This window comes from Paenarthrobacter sp. NPDC056912 (assembly GCF_042786555.1).
Taxonomy (GTDB): domain Bacteria; phylum Actinomycetota; class Actinomycetes; order Actinomycetales; family Micrococcaceae; genus Arthrobacter.
Genome location: NZ_JBHUCD010000003.1, coordinates 234,358 through 261,328, shown reverse-complemented (window position 1 = coordinate 261,328; position 26,971 = coordinate 234,358). Strand labels below are relative to the sequence as shown.

Below are 26,971 nucleotides of genomic sequence, written 5' to 3'. Positions count from 1 at the left end.
CGCTGGTGTGAAGCCATTCTTTCACTTTCACCGGGGAAGGCAAGGAGCAATCACCATAGTGTCGCGCCCACGGAGTAGCGTTGGATCATGGGATCCTTCCGGGACACTCTCGACTTCCGCGCACTGCGGTTTGCAGTGGCTTTTCCAGTGCTGCTGGCCGCCGGCTTCGTGGTGTGCGCCCTAATGCTGCGCAACGACCTCCCCAACCCCGTCGCTGTCATGTGGAACGCCGACGGCGGCAGCTCATTCGCGCCGTTCGGCGCCTATGCGGCTGGCGGCGCGGCCCTCATCGCCCTCTCTGGCTGGGTGACATTCATCCAAGCGGTGCCGCTTTCGCGGCCCGTAGTCATGCGTCGCATCATGATGGGCGTCGGACTCATGACAAGCCTGTTCATGACCACAGTGCTGGCGGCCGGCCTGGTCGGCCAATCAGGAGTGTCGGACGCACGCCTGTCACATGTCGACCCGATAATTCTGGCCATGGGAAGCGGCGCAGCTCTGGCCCTTGGAATCGTCATGATGTTCGCTTTCAAACCGGATCCTCGCTGGACCCCGGAGGATGATGCTGCACTCCAATCGGAGCTGCGCCTCCTCGAAGACCCGGATCTGGCCCGTGACTCACTCAGGCTGTGGGTCCATGCCCGCAGCTCCGTCTTCGTCATGATCATCGTGTCCGCCCTGTTCCCCGCTGCCTTGATCGCCGTCGTGGTGCCATGGCTGGGAGCCTTGGTTGCGGTGGCCGCAGTGGTAGGAGCCGGGTTCCTGTTCGCGAGGGTCCGTGCAGACAGGGGCGGGCTGCAGGTCTTTGCCGGCGGCATCCTGCGCGTCCTGGCCGTTCCCGCCGTCGACATCGCGACGGCGGCGCCCGCGCAGGTTAAGGCGGCGGACTTCGGCGGGTGGGGCTGGCGGCACCACGACGACGCCACAGCCATGCTGGTCAGCAGCGGACCGGCCGTCGTCGTAAGGAAACTTAACGGACGCCGCATCGCGCTCAGTGCCGGTACGCAGGACTCCGCCGACAAACTCGCGGAAATTCTGAACAGGGCAGCGCGTAGAGCCCACACCGACGGGCAACCCCAGCAACCCGGGTAGCGGTAACCTAGGTAGCGCATCCCTCATCGCCGCGCCCGGCCAGGTGCCGTACAGGCGCGCCATAAAGAACGGACTTCCTGTGACTACACCCCGCGTCCACATCGCAACGGACCACGCCGGCATGGAACTGAGCGCCCACTTGGTCAGCCACCTGACGGCGAAGGGCTACGAAGTAGTGGATCACGGCCCCAAAGAATATGACGCCCTGGACGACTACCCGTCGTTCTGCATCAATGCCGGAGTGGCCGTGGTGGCGGACCAGGAAGCAGGCGTCCACGCGCTCGGCATCGTTTTGGGCGGTTCGGGCAACGGCGAGCAAATTGCGGCCAACAAGGTCAAGGGCGTACGCGCGGCGCTGGCGTGGAACCTCTCCACCGCTAAACTGGCGCGTGAGCACAATGACGCCAATGTTGTGGCTGTTGGCGGCCGCCAGCACAGCGTTGAGGAAGCCACTGAACTGATCGAAGCTTTCCTTCAGGAACCGTTCAGCAATGACGAACGCCACGTCCGCCGTATCGGGAAAATCGCAGTCTACGAAACCACCGGCGAGATCGTCGAGTAGTGCCTGAAGGGCATTCGGTCCACAGGCTGGCCCGCCAATTTCAGGACGTCTTTGGCGGCCGGCGCTTGGATGTATCCAGCCCCCAGGGGCGGTTTGCTGCCGGAGCGGAGCTGTTGACCGGCCATGTCCTGGTAGAGGCAATGGCCCACGGAAAGCAGCTCTTTCTCAGGTTCGAGCACGGGCTGTTCCTCCATGTCCATTTGGGTCTCTATGGCGCGTGGAGCTTTGGCGGCGACAGTTCCTTCACGGGGGCCTCCAGTATCGGGGCGCCGCGCCGCATTGGTGAGCGTGAAACGGGCTCCGCTGCCGAGGAGGCCGAGTACTCAGGTCCGCCGGCCCCTGTAGGTGCTGTACGCGTCCGCCTTATATCCCCGCACGGCTGGGCCGATCTGCGCGGTGCCACCACCTGCGCAGCCATCAGCTCGGCTGAGGCTCAAACCGTGCTGGACCGCCTCGGGCCGGATCCGTTGCACAACCGCACCGGGGACCGCGAGGAGTTCATTAACCGCCTGCGACGCCGCAAAACGGCCGTGGCACTGCTGTTGATGGACCAGTCGGTGCTGGCCGGCGTCGGGAATATCTACCGTGCCGAAGTGCTGTTCCGGCAGGCAGTGGATCCTTGGACCCCGGGCAGCAGCATTGACGCGGAGACCGCCGGCCGACTCTGGGATGACACGGTGGACACCATGTCCGATGGCGTGCGCGACGGACGGATTGTTACGACGCCTTCTGCACTGTGGACTTCCGGCGGTCCCGTAGCGCCCGACGCCGATGCCCACTTTGTGTATAAGCGCAACGGCCTGCCGTGCCGGGCCTGCGGAACGCTCGTGGGCATGACCGAAATCGGCGCCCGCAAGTTGTATTGGTGTTCCGGCTGCCAGGTGTAGGCGGCAAGGAGGAACGCCACGGGGCACAAAAAACGCCCCAATCCTTGGATTGGGGCGTTTCCCTGTTCTCGAGGGGACGACGGGAATCGAACCCGCGTAATCAGTTTGGAAGACTGAGGCTTTACCATTAAGCTACGTCCCCGGACGGATCTCCTGTTCAGGACATCTTCCCGGTGGCTGTTGAAGCCGGGTACTACTAAACCTAATTCCGGCCGCAGTGTCAAATGTGCATTCCTGGCTCGCTTACCCGTAGACTGTCCTGTGCGTTCGGGGTGTAGCTCAGCTTGGCTAGAGCGCCTGCTTTGGGAGCAGGAAGTCGCAGGTTCAAATCCTGTCACCCCGACTCTGTGTTTGTGTCCGCTTCAGGGACACGACAGAACCCCATACCCACAAAATCAGGAGTACTTAGACTGTGAAGAGCGCTGTCGAGAACCTCACCGCAACGCGGGTCAAGCTCAACGTTGAGGTTCCCTTTGAGGAACTGAAGCCGAGCATCGATGCCGCGTACAAGACCGTTGCTTCGCAGATCCAGGTTCCCGGATTCCGCAAGGGCAAAGTTCCCTCCAAGCTCATCGACCAGCGCGTCGGCCGCGGCTACGTCCTGGAGACGGCCATCAACGATGGCCTCAACGGTTGGTACCAGGCTGCAGTTCAGGAAACCGGCGTTCGCCCCCTGAGCCGTCCCGAAGTTGAAATCACCGAAGTTCCGGACCCGTCCGCAACCGATGGCGAGCTCAAGTTCCAGGTTGAGATTGATATCCGCCCCGAGATCGAACTGCCGGACTACGCGGGCATCAAGGTTGAGGTTGCTGCTGCAGAGTCCTCCGAGGCTGATGTCGACAAGTCCCTCGATGAACTGCGCGGCCGCTTCGGCACGTTGAAGTCCGTTGAGCGCCCGGCGCAGAACGATGACTTCCTCACCATCGACATCACCGCCACGATCGACGGCGAAGAGATCGACTCCGCTTCTGGCCTGTCCTACCAGGTTGGTGCCGGCACCATGCTTGAAGGCCTGGACGAAGCCGTGACCGGCCTGTCTGCTGACGAAGAGGCAATCTTCGACACCACGCTGGTTGGTGGCGACCACGCCGGAGAATCTGCCCAGGTCAAGGTTGTCGTCAAGGCAGTCAAGGAGCGCGAGCTCCCCGAGGCTGACGATGACTTCGCACAGCTCGCTTCCGAGTTCGACACGCTGGCTGAACTGCGCGAGGACCTCGCCAAGCAGGCTGCAGACTCGAAGGTTGTGGAGCAGGGCGTTGAGGCCCGCGACAAGGTCCTGGACAAGCTCGTTGAGCTCGTTGAGGTTCCCGTGCCGGCATCTGTTGTTGAAGAGCAGATCGAAGCACACTTCAACCCGGAGAACGCCCACGGCGAAGGTGACCACGACACCGAGGAGCACCGCGCCGAGGTCAAGGCCAACACCGAGCGTGCCTTCCAGAACGAAATCATCCTGGACGCTATTGCGGACAAGGAAGAAGTCAACGTCAGCCAGAACGAGCTGATCGACTACATCGTTTCCACGGCCAGCCAGTACGGTATGGATCCGAACCAGTTCGCCCAGATCATTGATCAGAGCGGCCAGGTTCCCATGATGGTCTCCGAGGTTCGCCGCCGTAAGGCCCTGGCCGTTGTGCTGGGCCAGGCAGAGGTCGTAGACGCCGAAGGCAACAGGGTTGACCTTTCGGACTTCGTTCGTCCTGCCGGCGAAGAAGAAGCCGCAGCTGTCGAAGCAAGCGAAGAGTCGGATGCTGTTGCCAGCGACGACCCCGCAGCAGTGAAGTTCTAATAAGCAACGTCAAACCGACCCCGGATCTCTTGATCCGGGGTCGGTTTGCTTTAAGCCCTGAACGGACACGTGCGCCGTCAGCGAACAGCGCGATTCCGGCGAACAAATCGCCCCTGAAAACGGTTAGTGTCCAAGTAGTGAAGTTCAGTGAGGTCACTGGCACCAGCGAGAGGTAAGTACTTATGTCACAGCAATCAGAGGCTCCCCGGATGGCAACTGTCGATCCCGCAGCCCAGGACAACTACATCTACAACCGCCTGCTGAAAGAGCGCATCATCTGGCTCGGCTCTGAAGTCCGTGACGAGAACGCCAACGCCATTTGCTCCCAGCTCCTCCTCCTCTCGGCCGAAGACCCGGAGAAGGACATCTACCTTTACATCAACTCTCCCGGTGGATCCGTGACCGCCGGCATGGCCATCTACGACACCATGCAGTTCATCCCGAACGACGTCGTCACCGTCGCCACCGGGCTGGCCGCTTCCATGGGGCAGTTCCTCCTTTCCTCAGGCACCAAGGGCAAGCGCTACGCAACCCCTAACGCCCGTATCCTGATGCACCAGCCTTCGGGCGGCATCGGCGGCACGGCCTCGGACATCAAGATCCAGGCGGAACTGATCCTGCACATGAAGAAGGTCATGGCGGAGCTCACTGCGGAGCAGACCGGGCAGAGCGTGGAGACCATCCTCAAGGACAACGACCGCGACAAATGGTTTACGGCGCCCGAGGCCCTGGAGTACGGCTTCTTCGACAAGATTTCGGCTCACGCCGGGTCCGTTGCAGGCGGCGGCGGAACGGCCAACCAGTCGAACTCCGACAACTAACCGGCACCAAAGAACCACTGAAACCCAGGAGTAAAGAACATGAACTACAACTTCGGATGGTCTGCCGGTAACCTCCCGTCCAGCCGTTACGTCCTGCCCCAGTTCGAAGAGCGCACGCCCTACGGCTTCAAGCGCCAGGACCCGTACACCAAGCTGTTCGAGGACCGCATCATCTTCCTCGGCGTACAGGTGGATGACGCATCCGCCGACGACATCATGGCCCAGCTCCTGGTTCTTGAGTCAACGGATCCTGACCGCGACATCACCCTTTACATCAACTCGCCTGGTGGCTCCTTCACGGCCATGACGGCGATCTACGACACCATGCAATACATCCGTCCGGAAATCCAGACGGTCTGCCTCGGCCAGGCAGCCAGTGCAGCTGCTGTCCTGCTCGCGGCCGGTACCCCGGGCAAGCGGCTTGCGTTGCCGAACGCCCGCGTGTTGATCCACCAGCCTGCATTGTCCGGTGGTCAAGGCGGACAAGCATCCGACCTCGAAATCCAGGCAGCTGAAGTAATGCGGATGCGCACCTGGCTTGAAGATACGCTGGCGCACCACTCCGGCCGTACCTCGGAGCAGGTCAACAACGACATTGAGCGGGACAAGATCCTGACGGCAGCCGAAGCCATGAACTACGGTCTGATCGACCAGGTTCTTGACTCCCGGAAGATCAAGCCACAGGCAATCGCCAGGTAGTACACGGAATTGGGCGCCGGTGCGGTTCACGAAATATGGACCGCACCGGCGTTCTGTTTCCACCCAAGCAGCCCATTGTGACCTAGAGTGGATGTTGTCACGGTGGTGCCAACCGCGGCTTGGCCGCACACTTGAGTACGGCGCGGAGCCGCATCACCCGCATGCAACGAAGGGATTCACACATGGCTCGGATTGGCGAGAGCACGGATCTGCTGAAGTGTTCTTTCTGCGGAAAGAGCCAGAAGCAGGTGCGAAAGCTGATTGCCGGGCCCGGTGTGTACATCTGCGACGAGTGCATCGAGCTTTGCAACGAAATCATCGAAGAAGAACTGGCGGAAGTTTCCGATCTCGGAAGTTTCGAACTGCCGAAGCCCCGCGAAATTTTCGACTTCCTTCAGGAATACGTCATCGGGCAGGAGCCTGCCAAACGGTCGCTCGCAGTGGCTGTGTACAACCATTACAAACGTATCCAGGCCGGCCACGCACCCAAGACAGGCAGCCTCGGCGAGGGACCGCAGCACGAAGACGTGGAGATCGCCAAATCCAACATCCTTCTGATTGGTCCTACCGGCTGCGGCAAGACCTATCTGGCCCAAACGCTCGCACGGCGGCTGAATGTTCCGTTTGCCGTAGCTGACGCCACCGCCCTGACCGAAGCAGGCTACGTCGGAGAAGACGTAGAGAATATCCTGCTCAAGCTCATTCAGGCCGCTGACTATGACGTCAAGAAGGCCGAACAAGGCATCATCTACATTGACGAGATCGATAAAATCTCCCGCAAGAGCGAGAACCCGTCAATCACCCGGGACGTTTCCGGTGAGGGCGTGCAACAAGCCCTGCTGAAGATCCTTGAGGGGACTGTTGCCTCAGTGCCGCCGCAGGGTGGGCGGAAACACCCGCACCAGGAATTCATCCAGATCGACACCACCAACGTCCTGTTCATCGTGGCAGGCGCCTTCGCGGGCTTGGAGGACATCATTGGTTCCCGGTCCGGACGCAAGGGCATCGGATTTGGGTCACCCCTCAACGAGGCCCGGGACAACGTGGACACTTACGGCGAGGTCATGCCTGAGGACCTGCTGAAGTTCGGTCTCATTCCGGAATTCATTGGGCGCCTCCCCGTGATCACCACGGTTTCCAACCTGGACCGGCCCGCCTTGATCCAGATCCTCTCCACCCCCAAGAACGCATTGGTCAAGCAGTACCAGAAGATGTTCCAGTTGGATGGCGTGGAGCTCCAGTTTGACGACGACGCCCTCGATGCCATTGCGGACCAAGCGCTGGAGCGTGGCACGGGAGCCCGCGGTCTCCGGGCCATCATGGAAGAGGTCCTGCTGCCGGTCATGTTCGATCTCCCCAGCCGTGACGACATCGCGACTGTGGTGATAACGGTTGACGTGGTGGCAAAGAAGGCTCAACCCACCATGATTGGCCATGACGTGGTTGCGAAGCGGCGGAATAAGTCGGCCTAGCCTTCTGTTGGCCATATCAGCGGCGTATCCCTTCTGAGCGCCTGCCCATGACCTTTTTCCCCCTTTCCGAGGAGTCCCTTGTGTCCGAACAGACCGCGCAAGAACTGACCGTCAACAAGGCCGATTTCTGGTTCGACCCCGCCTGCCCGTTCGCGTGGATTACATCGCGTTGGATCGGCGAGGTAGAGCAAGTCCGCGGCATCGAGACCGAATGGCACGTCATGAGCCTTTCTGTGCTGAACGAGGGCCGTGACATTCCTGCCGAGTACCGGGCTTTGATGGATCAGAGTTGGGGTCCTGTCCGTGTGATCATTGCGGCCCAGGAGTTGCACGGCAGCAGCTACGTCAAGCCGCTGTATGACGCCATGGGGGAGCAGCTCCATCACGAAGGAAACAAGGACCGGGCTTCTGTCATCCAGAAGGCCCTGGCGGAGACCGGTCTCCCCGCTGACCTTGCCCGCTTTGCCGACTCGGATGAGTACGACGCCCAGTTGCGGGCAAGCCATGAGGCCGGAATTTCCCTGGTGGGCCAGGACGTTGGAACTCCTGTGGTGGCCGTCAATGGTACTGCGTTCTTCGGTCCGGTCCTCACCCGCATTCCGCGTGGTGAAGAAGCCGGAAAGATCTGGGACGCAACTGTCACCCTGGCCGGATACCCGCACTTCTTCGAGCTGAAGCGCAGCCGCACCGAGCGTCCCGAGTTCAACTAGCCCACGTCGGGGGAACGCTACTTCAGGAACCGCGAAGTTCGCCGGTCGGCAAGAATCTTCCCGTTTGTCTGGCAGGTGGCGCAGTATTGCAGGGAGGTGTCCGCGAAGGACACCTCCCTCACTGTGTCTCCACACACCGGACAGGCAAGGCCGGTCCTGGCATGCACACGGAAGTTGCTGCGTTTGGTGTCCTTGAGCTCACTGGATGGTTTGCCGGCCGCTGCGTTGACGGCGCCCACCAGGACTTCCTGCATGGCCTCGTAAAGACGCGCCACGGTGGCTTGGTCCAAGGATTTGGCGCTGGCGAAAGGTGAGATTTTTGCTGCGTGCAGGATTTCGTCGCTATAGGCGTTGCCGATGCCGGCAATTACTCCCTGGCTTCTGAGGAGTCCCTTGATCTGCTGGGAACTGGACCCGAGAATTTTCGCCAGTGCGCCGAGGTCAAAGTCGGGGCTGAGGGGCTCAGGGCCCAAGGTAGCTATGCCGGGGACATCCATCGGATCCCTCACCACATAGATGGCCAGGCTCTTTTTGGTTCCTGCCTCTGTCAGGTCCACCCCGATATGGGCGTCGTCGGAGGGGCGGTGAAGCAGGAGCCTGGCCGAGATGTTGCTTTTGCCCATGCGCAACCCGGCCGATGACGGGTGTTCGGTGTACCGGACCCACCCGGCCTTCGCCAGATGGAACACAAAGAACAGGCCATCAACGTCGACACAAACGAACTTCCCCATGCGCTTGGCCCCACGTATGGTCCGGCCCTCGAGGGCGGTGTAGGGCGGATCGGCTGTCTTGAGCGCTGAAAAGGAGTTGATGCGGACCTCGGTCAGCACGGCTCCATGGAGTTGGGTGTCCAAGTACATGCACAGGCCGTGCACTTCGGGGAGTTCCGGCATGGACATTACTCTGCCACAGGAAGCTCTTTGTCCGCAGGAGAACTACAGGTTTGTAGTTCGTTCGGAGGCCTTGTGCTTCGTCCGTGGCGGGACAACAATGGTTCTTACCCACTTCGAAAGAAGAGGGACACGGGAACCAAAGATTCAGTGATATGCAACCAACGCAGCCTTTGGCGAAGTTGGAAGCAAGCTACCAGTGACGAGGTAGGAAGACCTGAAATTCCAAGGATTCCGCCAGACTGTCAAGACGTCACCAGACAGCCGAAAAGTCGAAGCCCCACCAACGGCAAAACGCTGATGGGGCTTCCCCTTTGCCCAAAATCATCTGGGCCCAAGACTTCCTAGGACGCGGGTGTTTCCTCGGCAGGTGCCAGGACAACATCGCTGACCGTCAGGTCACCTTCGCCGGACTGGAGCGTGATCTCCTGTGCGTTGGCGGCAGCCTTCAAGTCGCCCAGGCCGGCCTTCAACTGCGCTACCAATACCTCGGATGCCGTGATGGACGCTGACAGCACCTCTGTCCGCTGCTTCACCTTGGCCTCCGACTTTGCTTTCCGGATACCACTAAGTGCTACTCCGACGGTGCCCAGCATGGTGGTATCGCCATCGGTGATTTCCAGTGCGGACGGCCATTCGGCACGGTGGACGGATCCTGTGCGCCACCAGCCCCAAACCTCTTCGGTGGCGAAGGGCAGGAAGGGCGCAAAGAGGCGGAGCAGGGAATCGAGGGTGGTGGCGAGGGCCGCCAGAACCGAAGCTTGTTCCGTTTCGCCCGCGGCTCCGTAGGCGCGGTCCTTGATGAGCTCTACGTAGTCGTCGGTGAACTGCCAGAAGAACGATTCGGTGATCTGAAGTGCACGGGCGTAGTCGTAGTTCTCGAACGCCTTGGTGGACTGGGCGACGACGTCGGACAGTTGCGCGAGAAGCGCCCGGTCCAGCGGGTTGGTCAGGACCGAAAGGTCAGTGGCCACCACGGAGTTTTCGGTGGCGCCGAGGTTCAGGACGAACTTGGACGCGTTCAGCAGCTTGATGGCCAGCCGTCGGCCGATCTTCATCTGGGCGATTTCGTACGCCGTGTCCGCGCCAAGCTTGGCTGATGCTGCCCAGTACCGTACTGCGTCGGAGCCAAATTCGTTAAGCACCTCGGTAGGCACAACAACGTTGCCCTTGGACTTGGACATCTTCTTCCGGTCCGGGTCGAGGATCCAGCCGGAAATGGCAGCGTGCTTCCACGGTGCGGTCTTCTGCAAGGCATCGGCACGGACTGCGGAAGAGAACAGCCAGGTGCGGATGATGTCGTGGCCCTGGGGGCGAAGGTCGAAGGGGTAGACCTTGGAGAACAGTTCTTCGTCCCGGCTCCAGCCACCCACGATCTGCGGGGTCAGCGACGACGTCGCCCAGGTATCAAGGACATCGGCATCGCCCGTGAAGCCGTTGGGCTGATCTCGCTGCGACTCGTCGAACCCGGGTGCTGCGTCAGCCGCTGGATCCACGGGGAGCATGGCATCCGATGGCAGGACAGGGTTGTCGTAGTCAGGGTTGCCCTGGGCGTCCAAGGGGTACCAGACGGGGATGGGCACGCCGAAGAAACGCTGGCGCGATACAAGCCAGTCGCCGTTCAGGCCCGCGATCCAGTTCTCGTAGCGGGAGCGCATGAAGGACGGATGGAAAGTGATTTCCTGGCCCCGGCCGATCAAGCGTTCTCGGCGCTCCTCGTCACGGCCGCCGTTGCGGATGTACCACTGGCGGGAGGTAACAACTTCCAGGGGCTTGTCGCCTTTTTCGAAGAAGTTCACCGGGTGGGTGATCTTTTTCGGTTCGCCGTCCAGCAGGTCCGCGTCCTTGAGCAGTTCGACCACGGCTTCCTTGGCCGAGAAAGCAGTCTTGCCCGCGATTGCGGCATAGGCTTCCTTCCCGGCGTCGGTGGGGATCCACTCCGGGATGTCGGCGATGATGCGGCCGTCGCGGCCCATGATGGCGCGGGTAGGCAGTTGCAGTTCGCGCCACCAGGTGACGTCGGTCAGGTCACCGAAGGTACAGACCATCGCAATGCCTGAGCCCTTGTCCGCCTTGGCAAGGGGGTGGGCTTTGACTTCAAGCTCAACGTCGAACAGGGGAGACTTCACAGTCTTGCCGAACAGCGGCTGGTAGCGCTCGTCGTCGGGGTTGGCCACCAGCGCCGCGCAGGCAGCCAGCAGTTCCGGGCGCGTCGTCTCGATGAAGATCTTTTCGCCGTCTTCAGTGAAGAACGGGTACCGGTAGTAGGCGCCGGCGACCTCGCGGTCCTCCAGCTCAGCCTGAGCCACGGCGGTACGGAAGGTCACGTCCCACAGGGTGGGTGCCTCGGCCATGTAGGCGTCACCAGCGGAGAGGTTTGCCAGGAAGGCGCGCTGGGAAACCGCACGTGAAGTGTCGTCAATGGTGCGGTAGGTCAGGTCCCAGTCCACGGACAAGCCAAGGGTCTGGAACAGGTTCTCGAAGACCTTCTCGTCCTCAACGGCGAGTTCCTCGCACAGTTCGATGAAGTTCTGGCGCGAAACGACGTCGAAATCGCGCTGGTTCTTGGCCGGCTGCGCGGGCGGACGGTAGTCGGCGTTATAGGGGATGGCGGGATCGCATCGCACACCGTAGTAGTTCTGGACCCGGCGCTCGGTGGGCAGGCCGTTGTCATCCCAACCCATGGGGTAGAAGACGTTCTTGCCGGTCATGCGCATGTAGCGTGCCTGGACGTCGGTCTGGGTGAAGGAGAACATGTGGCCCACGTGGAGCGAGCCGGAAGCCGTCGGCGGGGGAGTGTCGATCGAATAGACCTGCTCCCGGGTGGTGTCCGGGTTGAACTTGTAGGTTCCTTCGGCCAGCCAGCGCTGCGTCAAGGCAGCTTCAAGGCCTTCAAGGGCCGGCTTGTCGGGAACGTTGATGGGGGCGGTGGCGGGCGTGTCTGTACCCTGCGTTGATTCAGCCATGGACCAATTGTTTCATGGCCTGGCGTTACAGCTTGCCTTCGGAAGGACCTCCGACCCCCGATAGGGTGGTGGCATGACTTTGGCAGCACACAATACCCCCGCAACGCAGAACAAGACGGCCGTAGTGACCGGGGCAAGCACCGGCATCGGCGAGGCCACTGTGAGGGCCCTGGTCTCCACGGGATGGAAGGTCTTCGCTGTGGCACGCAGGGCAGACAGGCTCGGCGCCCTGGGTGCCGAAACCGGCGCCGTCCCGTTCCCGGCCGACATCACCAACGACGACGACGTTGCGGCCTTGCTCGCGGCCGTTACCAAAGCCGGAGGTGCTGACACGCTGGTCAACATTGCCGGAGGTGCGCGGGGCGCTGACACCATCGCGAACGCAGACACTGACGACTGGGAGTGGATGTACCAGGTCAATGTGCTCGGCACCATGAAAATCACGCGAGCCTTCCTGCCGATGCTGCGGGAAAACGGTGAAGGAACGGTCCTCAACCTGACCTCAACGGCCGGACTGTCCGCCTATGAGGGCGGGGCCGGCTACAACGCCGCCAAGTTCGCCCAGCACGCCATGACGAGCGCGCTGCGCCTTGAAGAAGTCGGAAACAACATCCGTGTCATCGAGGTGGCTCCCGGCCTGGTCCACACCGAGGAATTTGCCCTGAACCGCCTCGGTGACAAGGAGGCAGCCGCAAAGGTCTACGCCGGAGTCGAGAAGCCACTGACGGCCGAGGACGTGGCCGACGTCGTGAAGTACGCCGTTTCCCTGCCGCACCACATCAATTTGGACCACATCACCGTGCGACCGGTTGCCCAGGCTGCCAACCACAAGCTGGTCCGCAAGCAGGATTAGCCGGCCGGAATACTGAGTCTGGCCATGATGGCGGCGTGGTCCGAACCAGGAACTTGGTGGACTGAATAGTCATTGCCGCTGATCCGGGGAGTGGTCACCATGTGGTCAATGACGATTCCGGGCAACGGCGGCCCCTCCATCGGCCAGGTGGGGGAGAGCCGCCCGCCTGAGGCTGTCCCCACGTCCACGAGCTTCTTGCCTTCCTGGCCGGACCCTGCCAGCGCGGAGTCCAGCAATTCCCGGAACTCGGAGTGATCGTACGTCGAGTTGTAGTCGCCCATTAGCAAGTGGTTCCCGGGCCTGGCCGCCTGTCGTGCGATCTTCTGCAGGTCGCTGCGCCACTGGTCGATGCGCTCATCAACCGGTGGTAGGGCGTGCACGTTGGTGAGCATCAGGGTCGCTTTCGCGTTGGATTCGGCGCTGGAATCATTAATGAGAACCCGCGTGGTGGCCATGTGGAACGGGGTGTCCGGGAGAATCCCTTCGGCTTCCAGAGGGAAGACCGAGTACACGGCGCCGCCCGACGCGTCGTCATTGGGCTCACTGATCCGGTGCGGCAACTCCTTCGCCAAGCCTTCGGACTGAAGGCGGTCCTCCAACCCCTGTGTGTGTTCCTGGATTGCCAGAAGCTGGACGCCATTCTCGCGGACCAGCCTCACAATGGTGGCCGCGTCAGCCTCGCCGTATTCAGAGTTCAGGCTCATCACCTTCAGCGAAACGACTCCGGTCCCCGCCGGCAGCGCCTCCGCCTGGCCGGAGTCCAGTGGAAACAGCCAGAGCAGCTGCACAGCCAGCAGCGCCGCCGTCGTGATTACTACCCAAAGCCTGCGACCCAACAAGGCGAGGAGAAACGCCAGCGCCGCCGGAATCACAAGCCATGGCGTGAAGGACAGCAACTGCACCACTGGTAGCGGCCACTCCGTGGGAATCGCGCGGACCAGGGATATCCCCGCAACTGGCACTGCCGCCGCCAATGCCAGCACGGACCAGGCAAGGGATGCGCGGCGTCGTGTTGGGCGGGCATCGCTGAGGGCGGGAGCGGGCGTCGTCATGGTTGTGAGTCTATTCACCGGAGAAGGCCAGAGGCTCCACCTCAAGGATGAACTGACAAGTGGAGCTGGAAGCTCAGCTGCCGTTAGACTTGGAAAACCAGCTTTGACCCGGCCATCACCGGTGAGCTTCCGGAAGAACAGTATTGAACGCCCTTAGCGGCGCTGATGCCCAGTAGAACCGGACGGGTAAGCCCGTCACAGCAGTAATGAGAGGCCGGGATCCCGTGTTCCGGTAAGTGAGGTGGTACCGCGGTACAGGTGTTGATGCAGATCAAGACCCAAGCCGTCCTCGCATCCTGACAGTCAACCAGCTATCACAGGATATGAGATGACCCACTACCCCAAGGCCTCAGCGGCGCCTTCCGGCACGCCCGGCGTGTCCGCTTCCGTGAAGTTCCCGGAAATCGAAGAGCGCATCCTCAAATACTGGGACGAAGACGGAACCTTCCAGGCCAGCATCGACCAGCGCGACGCCGGCACTGATGGCAGCAACGAGTTCGTCTTCTACGATGGCCCTCCCTTCGCCAACGGCTTGCCCCACTACGGCCACCTGCTGACCGGCTACGCCAAGGACCTGGTAGGCCGCTACCAGACCCAGCGCGGCAAGCGCGTGGAGCGTCGCTTCGGCTGGGACACACACGGCCTCCCGGCAGAGCTAGAAGCCATGAAGCAACTGGGAATGACGGACAAGACCCAGATCGAAGCCATGGGCATCGACAAATTCAACGACGCCTGCCGCGCCTCCGTGATGAAGTACGCCAACGAATGGCAGGCCTACGTCACGCGCCAGGCCCGTTGGGTGGACTTCGACAACGACTACAAGACGCTCAACGTCGAGTACATGGAGTCGGTCCTCTGGGCCTTCAAGCAGCTGCACGAGAAGGGCCTGACGTACAACGGCTACCGCGTCCTCCCGTACTGCTGGAAGGACGAGACCCCTCTGTCCAACCACGAACTCCGTATGGACGACGACGTCTACAAGAACCGCCAGGACCAGACGGTCACGGTGACGTTCCCCATCAAGGCCGGGGACACCGAACTCTCCACGAGCCTCGAAGGCGTCCAGGCGCTCGCCTGGACCACCACGCCCTGGACGTTGCCCACCAACCTGGCGCTCGCCGTCGGACCTGACATCTCCTATGCCGTCCTGCCTGCCGGACCGAACGGTGTGAAGGCCGCTGCCGCTGAGGCGCCGGTCACCGGCAGCTTCCTGCTGGCGGCAGACCTCCTGGGCGCTTACGCCAAGGATCTGGGGTACGACGACGCCGCTGCCGCCGCTGCCGCTGTTGTGTCCACCCACACAGGCGCCGAGCTGGCTGGCCTCGAGTACGAACCGCTCTGGAACGACTTCGCTGATGCTGAGAAGTACGGAACGCAGAACGCCTGGCGTTTCCTGGTAGCCGACTACGTCACCACCACCGACGGTACGGGCATCGTCCACCAGGCTCCGGCCTACGGTGAGGATGACCAGAAGGTCTGTGAAGACGCAGGCATCCCGGTGGTCCTCTCCGTGGACGAGGGCGCCAAGTTCCTGCCCCTGTTTGCCCATGGCGCACTGGCGGACATCGTTGGCCTGCAGGTCTTCGACGCCAACAAGCCCATCACCCAGGTGCTCCGCGCCGACGGCCGGCTTGTCCGCCAGGCAAGCTACGAGCACAGCTACCCGCACTGCTGGCGCTGCCGGAACCCGCTGATCTACCGCGCCGTTTCCTCCTGGTACGTGCAGGTCACCAAGTTCAAAGACCGGATGTCCGAGTTGAACCAGGAGATCAACTGGATCCCTGGCAACGTCAAGGACGGCCAGTTCGGCAAATGGCTGGACAACGCCCGCGACTGGTCCATCAGCCGTAACCGCTACTGGGGTTCCCCGATCCCCGTATGGCAGTCGGATGATCCCGAGTACCCGCGCACTGACGTCTACGGCTCGCTGGCGGAGATGGAAGCTGACTTCGGTCGCCTGCCACTGAACAACGAAGGCCAGGTTGACCTGCACCGGCCGTTCATCGACGACCTGACCCGGCCGAACCCGGACGATCCCACGGGCAAGTCCACCATGCGCCGGGTCGAAGACGTGTTGGACGTCTGGTTCGACTCCGGTTCCATGCCGTACGGCCAGGTGCACTACCCGTTCCAAAACCAGGAATGGTTCGATACCCACAACCCCGCGGACTTCATCGTGGAGTACATCGGCCAGACCCGTGGTTGGTTCTACATGCTCCACATCCTCTCCACGGCGCTGTTCGACCGCCCGGCGTTCCGCAACGTCATCAGCCATGGCATCGTGCTGGGCTCCGACGGACAGAAGATGTCCAAGAGCCTGCGGAACTACCCCGACGTCTCCGAGGTCCTCGACCGCGACGGTTCCGACGCCATGCGGTGGTTCCTGATGTCCAGCCCCATCCTCCGCGGCGGCAACCTGATCGTCACCGAGCAAGGAATCCGCGACGGCGTCCGCCAGGTCATCCTGCCGCTGTGGAACGTCTACAGCTTCTTCACGCTGTACACCAACGCTGCCAATGGTGGCGCGGGTTACGACGCCCGGCTGCGCTATGACGGCTATTCCGACACGCTGGACCAGTACCTCCTGGCCAACACCGGTGACTTGGTCCGCAACGTCACCGAAAGCCTCGATACTTACGACATCTCGGGTGCTTGTGATGAACTGCGCAGCTACCTGGACATGCTCACCAACTGGTATGTCCGCCGCAGCCGTCAGCGCTTCTTCGATGAGAACGTTGATGCCTTCGATGCCCTCTATACGGCACTCGAAGCGGTGTGCCGGGTATCGGCGTCGCTGCTGCCGCTGGTCTCGGAAGAGATCTGGCGTGGACTCACCGGTGGCCGTTCAGTTCACCTGGCTGACTGGCCGGATGCCGCGCTGTTCCCGTCCAACCCGGCCTTGGTTGAAGCGATGGATCGCGTCCAGCAGATCTGCTCCACCGGCTCGAGCCTGCGCAAGGCTGCCAACCTTCGTGTCCGGTTGCCCCTGCAGGAACTGACTGTGGTTGCACCCGGTGCAGACACGCTGGAAGGCTTCGCCGCCGTCGTCGCTGATGAACTGAACCTGCGGTCCGTGCGTCTGATGGATACCGCCACGGCCTCGCCGGAGGAATTCGGCATCGAGCAGAAGCTTGTGGTCAACGCCCGTGCAGCCGGCCCGCGCCTTGGCAAGAACGTGCAGCAAGCCATCAAGGGATCCAAGTCCGGAGACTGGTCCGTGAATGATGCTGGTGTGGTCGTCGCGGGCGGTCTGGAGCTTGAGCCCCAGGAATACACGCTGGAAACCGTTGTGGCAGAAACGGGCGACGGCGGAAGTTCCGCGGTTGCGGTGCTTCCAGGCGGCGGTTTCGTGGTCCTGAACACCGAAGTGACCCCGGAACTCGCAGCTGAGGGCCTGGCGCGCGACATGGTCCGTGCTATCCAGCAGGCACGCAAGGACGCTGGACTCAACGTCAGCGACCGCATCCGGACGTCGGTCGAAGCGCAGCAGGACGTGATTGACGCCCTCAGTGCCAATGCGGAGCTCGTCAAGACCGAGACCCTGACCCTCGAACTGGAAGTCCTGGTGGCAAGTGTCAGCGAACCCCAGGTCACCGTCGAAAAAGTAGAGGCCTGATTCATGACTGACGAATTCTCTGTAGAAAGCGTCTACGCCGAGCTCCTTGGCCGGGCACCCGAGAACAAGATGGAACCCCGGCTTGCGCCGCTGTTCCGTGCCATGGATGTGTTGGGCGAGCCCAACAAGGCGTACCCGATCATCCACATCACCGGAACCAACGGAAAAACCTCAACGGCCCGGATGATCGAGGCCGGGCTGCGTGCCCACGGGCTCAGCACCGGTCGCTACACCAGCCCGCACCTGTCCAAGGTGACCGAACGCATCAGCATCGACGGTGAGCCCGTACCGGATGAGACGTTCGTGCGGATCTGGGACGAAATCCGTCCTTACCTGGAAATCGTGGACAACGAACTTGTCGCCGACAACCAGCCCCGCCTCACGTACTTCGAGTGCGTCACGATCCTCGGTTTCGCCATCTTTGCCGACCAGCCCGTGGACGTTGCGGTGGTGGAGGTTGGCCTTGGTGGCATTACTGACGCCACCAATGTTGGAGACGGACAAGTCTCGGTGGTCACGCCCATTTCCTTGGATCACACCGATTTGCTGGGTGACACCACCGAGGACATCGCCTATGAGAAAGCCGGCATCATCAAACCCGGCGGTTTCCTGGTGAGTGCCGCTCAGCCGGTGGACGCAGCGCAGGTCCTGTTGGAGAAAGCCCGCGAAGTGGACGTGCCGTTCCGATTCGAAGGCGTCGAATTTGGAGTGGAGTCCCGCAGCGTGGCCGTTGGTGGACAGGTACTGACCATCCAAGGTCTCGCCGGACGCTACGAAGACCTCCTGCTACCCCTGCACGGTGCCCACCAGGCAGAGAACGCCGCTGTCGCCGTTGCCGCCCTTGAGGCATTCTTCGGCGGGGGAGAGAAGGAACTCGACGCCGAGGTCCTCAAGGAGGCATTCGGCAACGTCACCTCTCCGGGCCGTTTGGAAGTAGTGCGCACAGCTCCCACGGTGATCGTGGACGCAGCCCATAACCCGGACGGGATCAGGGTGTCGGCCGAGGCGATCCACGAGGCCTTCAGCTTCAGCAAGCTCGTTGTAGTGGTCGGGGTCCTCAGGGAGAAGGATGCGGAGGAAATCCTGAAGACGCTCAAGGAGAAGCTCGGCGGCCTTGCCGAAGAAATCTGTTTCACCCAATCCAGCTCCGCGCGAGCGGTTCCGGCGGCTGAACTGGCCGAACTCGCCGTCGACCTCGGCTTTGGCGAAGAGAACGTCCACATTGCTGAGAAGCTGGACGACGCCCTTGAATGGGCCGTTGAGCGTTCGGAGTCCAACGACGACCTCGCGGGAGGCGTGCTGGTCACCGGCTCCATCACCGTGGTGGCCGAGGCGCGGATCCTGCTCGGAAAGGCAAGTGCTTGAGCATGGCAAAACTTACCAAGGCGCAGCGTGAATGGCGGCCGGGCATGCCCAAGAAGCGCCGCTCCACCAAGGTGATGTTCGCTTCCACCGTGCTCCTCCTCGAAGCATTTGTGGCGTTTTTTGCCACATTGGTGGTCTTCGGCCTGAAGCGCGGCGAAGTGGCCCCCGGAATCATTTTGGGTGTCGGCATTGCTTTGAGCGTGGTGTTGGTCCTGGCGTGCGCAGTGCTGTCGAAGCCCTGGGGCATGGCAGTGGGTTGGGGCCTTCAAGTGGTGCTGATCCTTACTGGTTTGGCAGAGCCGATGATGTTCGTGGTGGGCGTCCTGTTTGCGATCTGCTGGTGGTACGGGATCCGTACCGGCATGAGGATCGACCGGGAGGTGGCCCAACGCGACCGTGAGCAGGCGGAATGGAACGCTGCCCACGGTGACGAAGCCGGCCCTCAAACCCCGTAAACTGGCTGGGAAAACCACCAACCAACCACATTGGAGCAACTGTGAGCATTGAACGGACCCTCGTCCTGGTCAAGCCCGACGGCGTCGCCCGCAACCTGAGCGGCAGCATCCTTGCCCGGATCGAAGCCAAGGGCTACACGCTGGCTGAGCTGAAGAAGGTCAACGCGACCCGTGAGCTGCTGGAGCAGCACTACGAGGAACACGTGGGCAAGCCGTTCTACGAGCCCCTGGTTGAGTTCATGCTGAGCGGACCGGTCATCGCTGCGGTCTTCGAAGGCCACCGCGTGATCGAGGGCTTCCGCTCGCTGGCTGGAACCACCGATCCGACGACGGCGGCGCCGGGCACTATCCGCGGTGACTTCGGCCGCGACTGGGGCCTGGCTGTCCAGCAGAACCTGGTTCACGGCTCCGACTCCGTTGATTCGGCCGAGCGCGAGATCAAGATCTGGTTCGCGGGCTAGTTACGCCTCACCGAGATAACAGTTAAGGCCAATGTTCATCAAGAACATTGGCCTTTTCTGTCATCTCGCGAGCTTCTAGTAGCCGGACGTCCCGGCGAAGACGTGGATGAAGGCGAAGAAGATGGTTGCGATGACAGCCACGTACAACAACGCCACGATGATCCAGCCGGAATCACCCAGCACCTTGGCCAGCGCCGGCGGTGCCTTGATAACCCCGTGGGAAATATTCCGGATGGTCACCCAGACAAACATGGGGATCATGACCGCCCACACCACCATGCAGAAAGGGCACAGCACGTTGATGACGTACAAGGCCTGGGACCACAGCCAGACCACGAAAGCGAACCCAAGGGTTACTCCGGCCTGTAGCCCCAGCCAGTAAACCCTTGAGAACTTGGCCCCTGCCAAAAGGCCCATGGCGGTGGTAATGATCACGGCAAAGGCGACGATGCCGATGAACATGTTGGGGAAGCCGAAAACGGAGCTCTGGGGTGTCTGCATCACGGCGCCGCAGGAGACCCACGGATTCACATCGCACACGGTCACATGGTTGGGGTCCTTGAGGACTTCCAGCTTCTCCAGGACCAGTGCGCCCGAGGCCAGCCAGCCGATCACTCCAGTGATCAGCAGGAGCCACGCAAACGGCTTGTCCCGGACCGCCTTTGGCAATGATCCGGGCTGGGAGGACTTGTCCTCCACGGGGGTGGAGGCTTGATGGGCCAGGTTTCCCTTGGCGGTGCTCGGCATCGCGGATTTAGTCCTTTTCGACAAGTGGCCCGGACAGGCCGGGGACGGCTCTTGGGAGGATTCTAACGCCGCAGGCTGGACGCTGCCTCCAGCAATGCCTCCCGGCTGAACGACACAGCGACCTGCCGTGGGAATCCGCAGGGGTGTGAGACAATGAACATGGCCGGAAGCCGATCCACATTCGGAATCCGGTCCGGTGACTTGTTCCCAAGACCGCCACCCATGAGCAGGGCATGCCCGGATCACCTGATCCTCGGAAGGCCCGCCATGGCAATGGACGGCACCTGGTTGTGGCAGCAGAACAACGGGTTTCCAGAGCAAAGTCGCCGGCCTTCCAGGGCTGCCGCACCCCAATGATGGTGCGAACCGGAAGGCATACTACCGACTTCTGTCAACGCCCGAGGGTTTTGACAAATATTTGCCCCACTGGGCGCCGAATGTGGCGGCGTCGCTGGGGCAGGAGTGTTGCCACACATGGATAATGACCAAGTTGTAGCCGTTAATGACGATGCTGCCGCGGAACCTGCGGAAGCGCCCAAGAAAGCAACCCGGACCAGGCGCAAGGCCGCGCCGAAGGCAACTGAAGCCGCAGTTCCGGATGCCGGATCATCGGAATCCGTCGCCGCCGAAGAAACCCCGGAAGCCACTGCGGCGCCGGTGCGGCGCACCCGTTCACGTAAAAAGGCCGAGCCGGCTGAGCCCCTCCCCGGACTGGGCGAAGAAGCCGTAGCGGAAAGCCAGCCCGAGGCCGTCCTCGAGCCTGCCCCGGAAAAGCCGGTCCGCCGTCGTCGTGCCGCCAAGCCCAAGGCTGAGGTCGCAGAGGCGCCCGCAGTTGAAGAAACCTCGACGCCGGTGGCAGACTCCCAGCCTGAGCCTGCGGAGCCGGTCACGGAAACTCCGGTTGACGAACCCGAATCCGAAGAACCAGCGGCAGAAGAAGCTGCCTCGAGCGCTTCCGCGTCCCTGTTCCTGGAGCCTGTCTCCATCACTTCCATCATCTTCCAGGCACCGGACCTCACCCCGGTCCCGCGGGTTGGCGCTGTTGAAGAGAAGGAAGAGGAGCCCGAAGGGGCCACTGAATCTACTACGGACGATGAACTGGACGACGCCGGTAGTCGCCGGCGGCGCCGCAGCCGTGGCCGCCGTGGCCGTCGGGGAACCGAGCGCGAAGAGAACGATGCCGAGGACGGTGCTGAGTCCGAAGACGAAGAAGCCCCGGCAACAGAGGCCCTGGAAGAGGGCGTCACGTCCCGGCGTCGGCGTCGTCGTCGTCGTGGCGACCAGGACCTTGAACTGACCGGCGGCACCGATGACGACCCGCCCAACACGGTAACCCGTGTTCGCGCGCCGCGTCCGATGACCGAAACAGCGCCGTCCAACCGAGTGGCGAGCGTCAAGGGCTCCACCAGGCTTGAAGCCAAGAAGCAGCGCCGCCGCGAGTCCCGCGAGACCGGTCGTCGCCGCCAGGTGATCACTGAAGCCGAGTTCCTGGCACGCCGCGAGTCCGTGGACCGCCAGATGATCGTCCGCCAGCGCGACGACAGAATCCAGATCGGTGTCCTGGAAGACGGCGTCCTTGCCGAGCACTTCGTGTCCAAGACCCAGCAGGACTCCCTGATCGGCAACGTCTACCTGGGCAAGGTCCAGAATGTGCTGCCGTCCATGGAAGCTGCCTTCGTTGACATCGGACGTGGCCGCAACGCCGTGCTGTACGCCGGTGAAGTGAACTGGGACGCAGTCAACCTCGAAGGCCAGCCGCGCCGGATCGAGAACGCCCTGAAATCCGGCGATTCCGTTCTGGTGCAGGTCACCAAGGACCCCGTGGGCCACAAGGGCGCCCGCCTGACCAGCCAGATCTCCCTGCCCGGCCGTTACTTGGTCTACGTACCCGGTGGATCCATGACCGGCATCTCGCGCAAGCTTCCCGACGTCGAGCGCAACCGCCTCAAGCGCATCCTGAAAGACCGCTTGCCGGAGAACGCGGGCGTCATTGTCCGCACGGCGGCCGAGGGCGCGTCTGAAGAAGAGCTGACGCATGACATCAACCGCCTGCGCGCCCAGTGGGAAGGCATCGAAGGACAGGCTTCCTCGACGAAGGTCTTGGCTCCGGAACTGCTCTACGGCGAACCTGACCTCACCATCAAGGTGGTCCGCGACGTCTTCAACGAGGACTTCTCCAAGTTGATCGTCTCCGGCGACGACGCCTGGGACACGATCGAGGCCTACGTGACCTACGTTGCCCCGGACCTTGTGGGCCGCCTCGAGAAGTGGACCAAGGACCAGGACATCTTTGCTGCCTGGCGCATCGACGAACAGATCCACAAGGCACTGGACCGCAAGGTCTTCCTGCCCTCGGGTGGTTCGTTGGTCATCGACCGTACCGAAGCAATGACAGTGGTGGACGTCAACACCGGCAAGTTCACCGGCAGCGGCGGAAACCTTGAAGAAACCGTCACCAAGAACAACCTTGAAGCGGCCGAAGAAGTGGTTCGCCAGCTTCGCCTGCGCGACATCGGCGGCATCATCGTCATCGACTTCATCGACATGGTGCTCGAGTCCAACCGTGACCTGGTCCTTCGCCGCATGGTCGAGTGCCTTGGCCGCGACCGCACCAAGCACCAAGTCGCCGAAGTGACGTCACTCGGCCTTGTCCAGATGACCCGTAAGCGCATGGGAACGGGCCTCCTTGAGGTCTTCGGCGAGCAGTGCGAGCACTGTGCCGGCCGTGGCATCGTGACGCACGATGAACCCGTGGAGCATCGGCGGGCCAACGTGGTAGCCGCCGAGCAGCACCGGCCCCACACCGAATCCCAGCCTCCGGCTGCCCGGACGGAACGCAAGCGCCGTCGCGGCAAGGGCGGGGGGCAAGCCGTAGCAGAAGCACCCGCGCCGGTTCACACCCCGGCGTCGGCACCGGCAGCACCGTCTACGGCCCCTGAGACCGTGGATCCGGTGCGTCAGGCGAAGGCTGATGCAACCAGGGCAGCGCTGGCTACCATTGCCGCAGCCGCGCACGCTGCGCACCTGCACGATGACGAAGTCCACCGTGCTGAGGAGCTCGCACAGGCAGCGGGACAGCACCAGCCTGCCGGTGAGCAGGTTTCCGGAGATGTCACAGCCAAAGACGCTGAGGACGCAGCCGCCCGCGAAGCCAGGTCTGCTCCTGTCCTCAGGTTTGGCGGGGAAGAGGTGGCGTTGCCGTTCGTTGAACACCATGAGGAACCGCAGGCGACCAAGCCCGCCATGAGCCTTGACCTTCTGGCCGAAGCGTTCTCCCACCTGGGAGCAGCTCCGGTGCTCGAGGAACAGCCAGCCAGCGCGGGATCTGCGCCGGAGGCCGTTGCAGCCGCAACGGTTGACGAAGATCCCGAAGCCGCTGCTCCTGCACGGGGTCGTCGTGGCCGCCGGAACCGCAGCGCCAGCCGGGCCCAGGGCGCAGCTAATGAGACCAGCGTGGAACACCACGAAGTATCGGCGCCAGCCGCGGGTGGGACGGCCCATGAGGCCAAGGCTCCCGTGGAACCAGCCAAGAAGGCGCCCGCGGATGAGCCCATCATCCTGGGTGTCGGAGTGCCTGCTTCCGAACTCTAGAGGTTCAAAGCCATGAGAAGGGCCCTGCAAACTCCGTTTCCAACGGACGCTGCAGGGCCCTTTGTTGTCCCGCAGGTCCATCCGGATTCCTTGCCGGTTCCTTGCCGACACCGCAGGAACCAGTGCGGTCACATCCACGCTGCTCGGCGGCGCAGTTCCCGGGCGGCGGTGCTTCCCGGCTAGGCTAGGTATTTGACACGGGGTGCCAGGCATTGGGCCAGGCTGAGATCCAGACCCGTTGAACCTGTCCGGTTAGCACCGGCGAAGGGATGTCCCCAGTGACTGTATTGTCATATTCTCCCGTCTACCGGTTGCCGTCTTCCGGCCGGACAACCCCGAGGGTGCTGAGCATCGCCGGGTCCGATCCTTCGGGCGGCGCTGGAATCCAAGCGGATCTGAAGAGCATCGCTGCCCATGGTGGATACGGAATGGCTGCCATTACGGCCCTCACGGCGCAAAACACCCTGGGCGTCCGTGCGGTGCACGTGCCTCCAGTGGAGTTTCTCCGCCAACAGTTGGACGCCATCAGCGGCGACATCACCATAGATGCCGTCAAGATCGGGATGCTCGGCGACGCAGCCGTCATCAACGAGGTCCGCAGCTGGCTCGAGGATGTGCGCCCCGCCGTCGTGGTCCTTGATCCGGTGATGGTAGCCACCAGCGGTGACCGTCTCTTGCGTGAATCGGCAGAGACAGCCTTGCGTGCCCTCCTGCCGTTGGCGGACCTGGTTACTCCCAACCTTCCCGAGCTTGCCATGCTGCTGGGAGAACCTGAGGCGCCTGATTGGGCATCTGCTCTGGACCAAGGCAAGCGGCTGGTCGCTGAATGCGGAAATACCGTCCTGGTGAAGGGCGGCCACCTGGCCGGATCCGAGTGCCCTGACGCGCTGGTCAACACCAGCGGGCTGTTGCGCCAGGACGTGGTCGAGGTGGCCGGCCCGCGCGTTGAGACCATGAACAGCCACGGCACGGGCTGTTCCCTGTCGTCCGCGCTGGCAACAGTGCAGGCCCGCAAGGGTGACTGGGAAGCTTCCTTGCGGGAAGTAAAGCCATGGTTGATTCAGGCGCTGACAGCCTCCGACGCCCTTGAGGTAGGACAGGGAAGCGGTCCCGTTGATCACTTCCACCACCTTCGCGGCGGGCCCCGGGCAGGTGAATTTGCGGCGACGCTGTGGAAAGAAGCCGTGCCGGAGCTCGACGCCATCTACGGCCTCAGCTTCATCCAAGGGCTGCAATCCGGACAGCTCCCGGAATCCGAATTCAACTACTACCTCGCCCAGGACGCCATCTACCTCAACGGGTACTCCAGGGTCTTGGCCCGCGCCGGAGCGTTGGCCCCCACGGAAGAGGAACAGTTGTTCTGGGCCAAGGCCTCGCAACAGTGCCTTGAAGTGGAATCGGAACTGCACCGGAACTGGCTGAGCACCCGTCAGGCGTCACCGGTCACCGGGCCGGTGACCAGATCCTATGTGGATCACCTGCTGGCGTCGTCCGCGTCCGGGAGCTATGCGGTGGTGCTTGCCGCGATCCTGCCCTGCTACTGGTTGTACGCGGAGGTCGGGCAACAGCTCCACGCCCAGTACGTGAATGCAGGCGCACCATCGGACCACGCATACGCTGACTGGCTGAAGACCTATGCTGACGAAGACTTTGCTGCGGCTACCAGGAAGGCGGTCGACTTCACGGATGCGGCCGCAGTTGCTGCTTCTTCCCGCGAGCAGGCTGCCATGGTGGACGCCTTTGCGCAGTCCTGCCGATACGAAACAGCGTTCTTTGACGCCCCGCGATTGTTCGCCTGACCAGGCACATGCGGTCAGTCCCACGTTCCTTGCAGGGACACGACGGCGCGTCGCGGGCTCGATCGCGTCATTCGGGCTGGAACCATGTAGGCTGTATGGGCACGGTGCCGGGAGAGTCCGTTACAAGTGGTGATGAACGTCACGTGGTAGCCTCCGGACCCGGCCTCATTTGCAGCTGAAGGTCAAACTAGCGTAATCTTGATCTTCGGTGCTTACGCCAACACTTGGGTTATGCCCCTTGGAATTGTTCATGGGATGACTCGCGGGCTTCGAATTGAAGTCCACGGCGTTGAGGCACAGCGCGAACCAAGCCTGATTCCGGTTCAAGGTTCCGCACGCAAATTTAGTAATAAACGTCGAGAGAAGTGAGTACCCAAGTGGTGTACGCGATTGTCCGCGCAGGCGGCCGCCAAGAAAAAGTTTCCGTTGGAGACTACGTAACCCTGAACCGCGTCCCCGGTGGAGCCGGCAGCAAGCTTGAGCTGCCCGCCTTGCTCCTGGTTGACGGCGACAAGGTCACGTCCGCAGCTGCAGACCTGGCCAAGGTTACGGTCACGGCTGAGATCCTTGAAGACCTCCGTGGTCCCAAGATCGTCATCCAGAAGTTCAAGAACAAGACCGGCTACAAGAAGCGCCAGGGTCACCGTCAGGAACTGACCAAGATCAAGATCACGAGCATCAAGTAACTTTCGTTACTCTGTTCAGGTTTTCAGTTTCCCCAGAAATTTAGAGGCAGGCATTTCAAATGGCACACAAAAAAGGCGCGAGCTCCACTCGCAACGGTCGTGACTCCAACGCACAGTACCTGGGCGTCAAGCGCTTCGGTGGTCAGGTAGTCTCCGCAGGCGAAATCATCGTTCGCCAGCGTGGAACCCACTTCCACCCCGGTGCAGGCGTCGGTCGCGGTGGCGACGACACCCTGTTCGCTCTGCAGGCAGGTGCGGTTGAGTTTGGTACTCGCCGCGGCCGTCGCGTAGTGAACATCGTTGCTGCTGCAGCTGCAGAGTAACAACAAGTTCTGAACCGGTGGAGGGGGGCCAAACGCCCCCCCCCCCCCGGTTTTTTAACCACAAAAAAAAAAAAGGGCGGGCCGGGGGGGGGGGGGTTTTTTTAAACCGCGGGGTTAAAAAAAAAATGTATTTAAAAA

General features: G+C 62.1%; 21 protein-coding genes, 2 tRNA genes and 1 riboswitch. Of the genes, 18 read left to right on the top strand and 5 right to left on the bottom strand.

The features are described 5' to 3' along the window. The first annotated feature begins 87 nt into the window (after window positions 1-87). From ACFRJ9_RS05230 to ACFRJ9_RS05220, 3 genes are all read left to right on the top strand, one after another. Complete coding sequence (locus ACFRJ9_RS05230) at window positions 88-1,092, top strand: hypothetical protein (protein ID WP_377665124.1); 1,005 nt, start codon at window positions 88-90, stop codon at window positions 1,090-1,092. Window positions 1,093-1,171: 79 nt separating this feature from the next. Next, window positions 1,172-1,654 (top strand): ribose-5-phosphate isomerase, encoded by a 483-nt coding sequence (locus ACFRJ9_RS05225; RefSeq protein ID WP_374955190.1) that lies wholly within the window; start codon window positions 1,172-1,174, stop codon window positions 1,652-1,654. Continuing rightward, window positions 1,654-2,541: an Fpg/Nei family DNA glycosylase gene (locus ACFRJ9_RS05220; protein ID WP_377665122.1), complete on the top strand. Its 888-nt coding sequence runs from the start codon at window positions 1,654-1,656 to the stop codon at window positions 2,539-2,541. The genes ACFRJ9_RS05225 and ACFRJ9_RS05220 overlap by 1 nt, the downstream gene beginning before the upstream one ends. A 71-nt stretch (window positions 2,542-2,612) precedes the next feature. On the opposite strand, the gene ACFRJ9_RS05215 is transcribed toward ACFRJ9_RS05220, so the two are convergent. Next, window positions 2,613-2,683 (bottom strand) — tRNA-Gly (locus tag ACFRJ9_RS05215). A 126-nt stretch (window positions 2,684-2,809) separates the two neighbouring features. Between ACFRJ9_RS05215 and ACFRJ9_RS05210 the strand changes: the two genes are divergently transcribed. From ACFRJ9_RS05210 to ACFRJ9_RS05185, 6 genes are all read left to right on the top strand, one after another. Continuing rightward, window positions 2,810-2,884 (top strand) — tRNA-Pro (locus tag ACFRJ9_RS05210). A gap of 69 nt (window positions 2,885-2,953) precedes the next feature. Then, a complete protein-coding gene (tig, locus tag ACFRJ9_RS05205; RefSeq protein ID WP_377665120.1) occupies window positions 2,954-4,327 on the top strand; it encodes a trigger factor in 1,374 nt (457 codons plus the stop codon). Between the two features lie 209 nt (window positions 4,328-4,536). Then, complete coding sequence (locus tag ACFRJ9_RS05200; RefSeq protein WP_377665248.1) at window positions 4,537-5,148, top strand: ATP-dependent Clp protease proteolytic subunit; 612 nt, start codon at window positions 4,537-4,539, stop codon at window positions 5,146-5,148. A gap of 39 nt (window positions 5,149-5,187) precedes the next feature. Further along, window positions 5,188-5,847, top strand: coding sequence for an ATP-dependent Clp protease proteolytic subunit (locus ACFRJ9_RS05195; RefSeq protein ID WP_018777832.1), 660 nt, complete (start codon window positions 5,188-5,190; stop codon window positions 5,845-5,847). 182 nt (window positions 5,848-6,029) lie between these two features. Next, window positions 6,030-7,319, top strand: a complete 1,290-nt coding sequence (gene clpX, locus ACFRJ9_RS05190; RefSeq protein WP_377665118.1) for an ATP-dependent Clp protease ATP-binding subunit ClpX — start codon at window positions 6,030-6,032, stop codon at window positions 7,317-7,319. A gap of 47 nt (window positions 7,320-7,366) precedes the next feature. Then, window positions 7,367-8,029, top strand: a complete 663-nt coding sequence (locus ACFRJ9_RS05185; protein ID WP_377665116.1) for a DsbA family protein — start codon at window positions 7,367-7,369, stop codon at window positions 8,027-8,029. Between the two features lie 17 nt (window positions 8,030-8,046). Here ACFRJ9_RS05185 and ACFRJ9_RS05180 read toward each other — a convergent pair whose 3' ends face one another. Together ACFRJ9_RS05180 and valS are read right to left on the bottom strand one after the other, a co-directional pair. Then, the gene (locus ACFRJ9_RS05180) at window positions 8,047-8,922 is read right to left on the bottom strand and encodes a DNA-formamidopyrimidine glycosylase family protein (RefSeq protein ID WP_377665115.1); all 876 of its coding nucleotides are present in this window, start codon (window positions 8,920-8,922) and stop codon (window positions 8,047-8,049) included. A 341-nt stretch (window positions 8,923-9,263) separates the two neighbouring features. After that, entirely contained in the window at window positions 9,264-11,885 is a 2,622-nt protein-coding gene (gene valS / locus ACFRJ9_RS05175) for a valine--tRNA ligase (protein WP_377665114.1), read from the bottom strand. 73 nt (window positions 11,886-11,958) lie between these two features. On the opposite strand from valS, the gene ACFRJ9_RS05170 reads away from it, so the two are divergent. After that, on the top strand, window positions 11,959-12,738 hold the full coding sequence (locus ACFRJ9_RS05170) for an SDR family oxidoreductase (RefSeq protein WP_377665113.1): 780 nt from the start codon (window positions 11,959-11,961) through the stop codon (window positions 12,736-12,738). Here the strand turns inward: ACFRJ9_RS05170 and ACFRJ9_RS05165 are convergent. After that, complete coding sequence (locus ACFRJ9_RS05165) at window positions 12,735-13,790, bottom strand: endonuclease/exonuclease/phosphatase family protein (protein ID WP_377665112.1); 1,056 nt, start codon at window positions 13,788-13,790, stop codon at window positions 12,735-12,737. The genes ACFRJ9_RS05170 and ACFRJ9_RS05165 overlap by 4 nt on opposite strands. Window positions 13,791-14,118: 328 nt before the next feature. On the opposite strand from ACFRJ9_RS05165, the gene ileS reads away from it, so the two are divergent. From ileS to ndk, 4 genes are read left to right on the top strand one after another with little or no spacing between them, the layout of a single operon-like run. After that, window positions 14,119-17,406: an isoleucine--tRNA ligase gene (gene ileS, locus ACFRJ9_RS05160; RefSeq protein WP_377665111.1), complete on the top strand. Its 3,288-nt coding sequence runs from the start codon at window positions 14,119-14,121 to the stop codon at window positions 17,404-17,406. Between the two features lie 3 nt (window positions 17,407-17,409). After that, complete coding sequence (locus tag ACFRJ9_RS05155) at window positions 17,410-18,771, top strand: bifunctional folylpolyglutamate synthase/dihydrofolate synthase (RefSeq protein ID WP_377665110.1); 1,362 nt, start codon at window positions 17,410-17,412, stop codon at window positions 18,769-18,771. A 2-nt stretch (window positions 18,772-18,773) separates the two neighbouring features. After that, on the top strand, window positions 18,774-19,226 hold the full coding sequence (locus ACFRJ9_RS05150; RefSeq protein ID WP_377665108.1) for a DUF4233 domain-containing protein: 453 nt from the start codon (window positions 18,774-18,776) through the stop codon (window positions 19,224-19,226). Between the two features lie 41 nt (window positions 19,227-19,267). Then, a complete protein-coding gene (ndk, locus tag ACFRJ9_RS05145) occupies window positions 19,268-19,687 on the top strand; it encodes a nucleoside-diphosphate kinase (RefSeq protein ID WP_377665106.1) in 420 nt (139 codons plus the stop codon). 75 nt (window positions 19,688-19,762) lie between these two features. On the opposite strand, the gene ACFRJ9_RS05140 is transcribed toward ndk, so the two are convergent. Then, the gene (locus ACFRJ9_RS05140) at window positions 19,763-20,434 is read right to left on the bottom strand and encodes a vitamin K epoxide reductase family protein (protein ID WP_377665105.1); all 672 of its coding nucleotides are present in this window, start codon (window positions 20,432-20,434) and stop codon (window positions 19,763-19,765) included. A gap of 474 nt (window positions 20,435-20,908) precedes the next feature. Between ACFRJ9_RS05140 and ACFRJ9_RS05135 the strand changes: the two genes are divergently transcribed. The 4 genes from ACFRJ9_RS05135 to rpmA all read left to right on the top strand — a co-directional run bounded on the left by ACFRJ9_RS05135 (window position 20,909) and on the right by rpmA (window position 26,833). Next, on the top strand, window positions 20,909-24,025 hold the full coding sequence (locus ACFRJ9_RS05135; RefSeq protein WP_377665103.1) for an Rne/Rng family ribonuclease: 3,117 nt from the start codon (window positions 20,909-20,911) through the stop codon (window positions 24,023-24,025). A gap of 188 nt (window positions 24,026-24,213) precedes the next feature. After that, window positions 24,214-24,312: riboswitch (TPP riboswitch) on the top strand. Then, window positions 24,295-25,824: a bifunctional hydroxymethylpyrimidine kinase/phosphomethylpyrimidine kinase gene (gene thiD / locus ACFRJ9_RS05130; protein WP_377665102.1), complete on the top strand. Its 1,530-nt coding sequence runs from the start codon at window positions 24,295-24,297 to the stop codon at window positions 25,822-25,824. (Overlaps the previous riboswitch by 18 nt.) Window positions 25,825-26,201: 377 nt before the next feature. Continuing rightward, window positions 26,202-26,510 (top strand): 50S ribosomal protein L21, encoded by a 309-nt coding sequence (gene rplU, locus ACFRJ9_RS05125; protein ID WP_377665246.1) that lies wholly within the window; start codon window positions 26,202-26,204, stop codon window positions 26,508-26,510. Window positions 26,511-26,569: 59 nt separating this feature from the next. Continuing rightward, window positions 26,570-26,833 carry a 50S ribosomal protein L27 gene (gene rpmA / locus ACFRJ9_RS05120; RefSeq protein WP_003803426.1) on the top strand — a complete coding sequence of 88 codons (264 nt, stop codon included), beginning with the start codon at window positions 26,570-26,572 and terminating at the stop codon, window positions 26,831-26,833. Window positions 26,834-26,971 lie beyond the last annotated feature (138 nt).

Excerpts from the sequence above, each read along its gene's own strand:
- ACFRJ9_RS05230 (WP_377665124.1), top strand. The coding sequence starts at position 88 with ATGGGATCCTTCCGGGACACTCTCGACTTCCGCGCACTGCGGTTTGCA.
- ACFRJ9_RS05200 (WP_377665248.1), top strand. The coding sequence starts at position 4,537 with ATGGCAACTGTCGATCCCGCAGCCCAGGACAACTACATCTACAACCGC.
- ACFRJ9_RS05195 (WP_018777832.1), top strand. The coding sequence starts at position 5,188 with ATGAACTACAACTTCGGATGGTCTGCCGGTAACCTCCCGTCCAGCCGT.
- clpX (WP_377665118.1), top strand. The coding sequence starts at position 6,030 with ATGGCTCGGATTGGCGAGAGCACGGATCTGCTGAAGTGTTCTTTCTGC.
- ACFRJ9_RS05185 (WP_377665116.1), top strand. The coding sequence starts at position 7,367 with ATGACCTTTTTCCCCCTTTCCGAGGAGTCCCTTGTGTCCGAACAGACC.
- ACFRJ9_RS05180 (WP_377665115.1), bottom strand. The coding sequence starts at position 8,922 with ATGCCGGAACTCCCCGAAGTGCACGGCCTGTGCATGTACTTGGACACC.
- valS (WP_377665114.1), bottom strand. The coding sequence starts at position 11,885 with ATGGCTGAATCAACGCAGGGTACAGACACGCCCGCCACCGCCCCCATC.
- ACFRJ9_RS05170 (WP_377665113.1), top strand. The coding sequence starts at position 11,959 with ATGACTTTGGCAGCACACAATACCCCCGCAACGCAGAACAAGACGGCC.
- ACFRJ9_RS05165 (WP_377665112.1), bottom strand. The coding sequence starts at position 13,790 with ATGACGACGCCCGCTCCCGCCCTCAGCGATGCCCGCCCAACACGACGC.
- ileS (WP_377665111.1), top strand. The coding sequence starts at position 14,119 with ATGACCCACTACCCCAAGGCCTCAGCGGCGCCTTCCGGCACGCCCGGC.
- ACFRJ9_RS05155 (WP_377665110.1), top strand. The coding sequence starts at position 17,410 with ATGACTGACGAATTCTCTGTAGAAAGCGTCTACGCCGAGCTCCTTGGC.
- ACFRJ9_RS05150 (WP_377665108.1), top strand. The coding sequence starts at position 18,774 with ATGGCAAAACTTACCAAGGCGCAGCGTGAATGGCGGCCGGGCATGCCC.
- ACFRJ9_RS05140 (WP_377665105.1), bottom strand. The coding sequence starts at position 20,434 with ATGCCGAGCACCGCCAAGGGAAACCTGGCCCATCAAGCCTCCACCCCC.
- ACFRJ9_RS05135 (WP_377665103.1), top strand. The coding sequence starts at position 20,909 with ATGGATAATGACCAAGTTGTAGCCGTTAATGACGATGCTGCCGCGGAA.
- thiD (WP_377665102.1), top strand. The coding sequence starts at position 24,295 with ATGTCCCCAGTGACTGTATTGTCATATTCTCCCGTCTACCGGTTGCCG.
- rpmA (WP_003803426.1), top strand. The coding sequence starts at position 26,570 with ATGGCACACAAAAAAGGCGCGAGCTCCACTCGCAACGGTCGTGACTCC.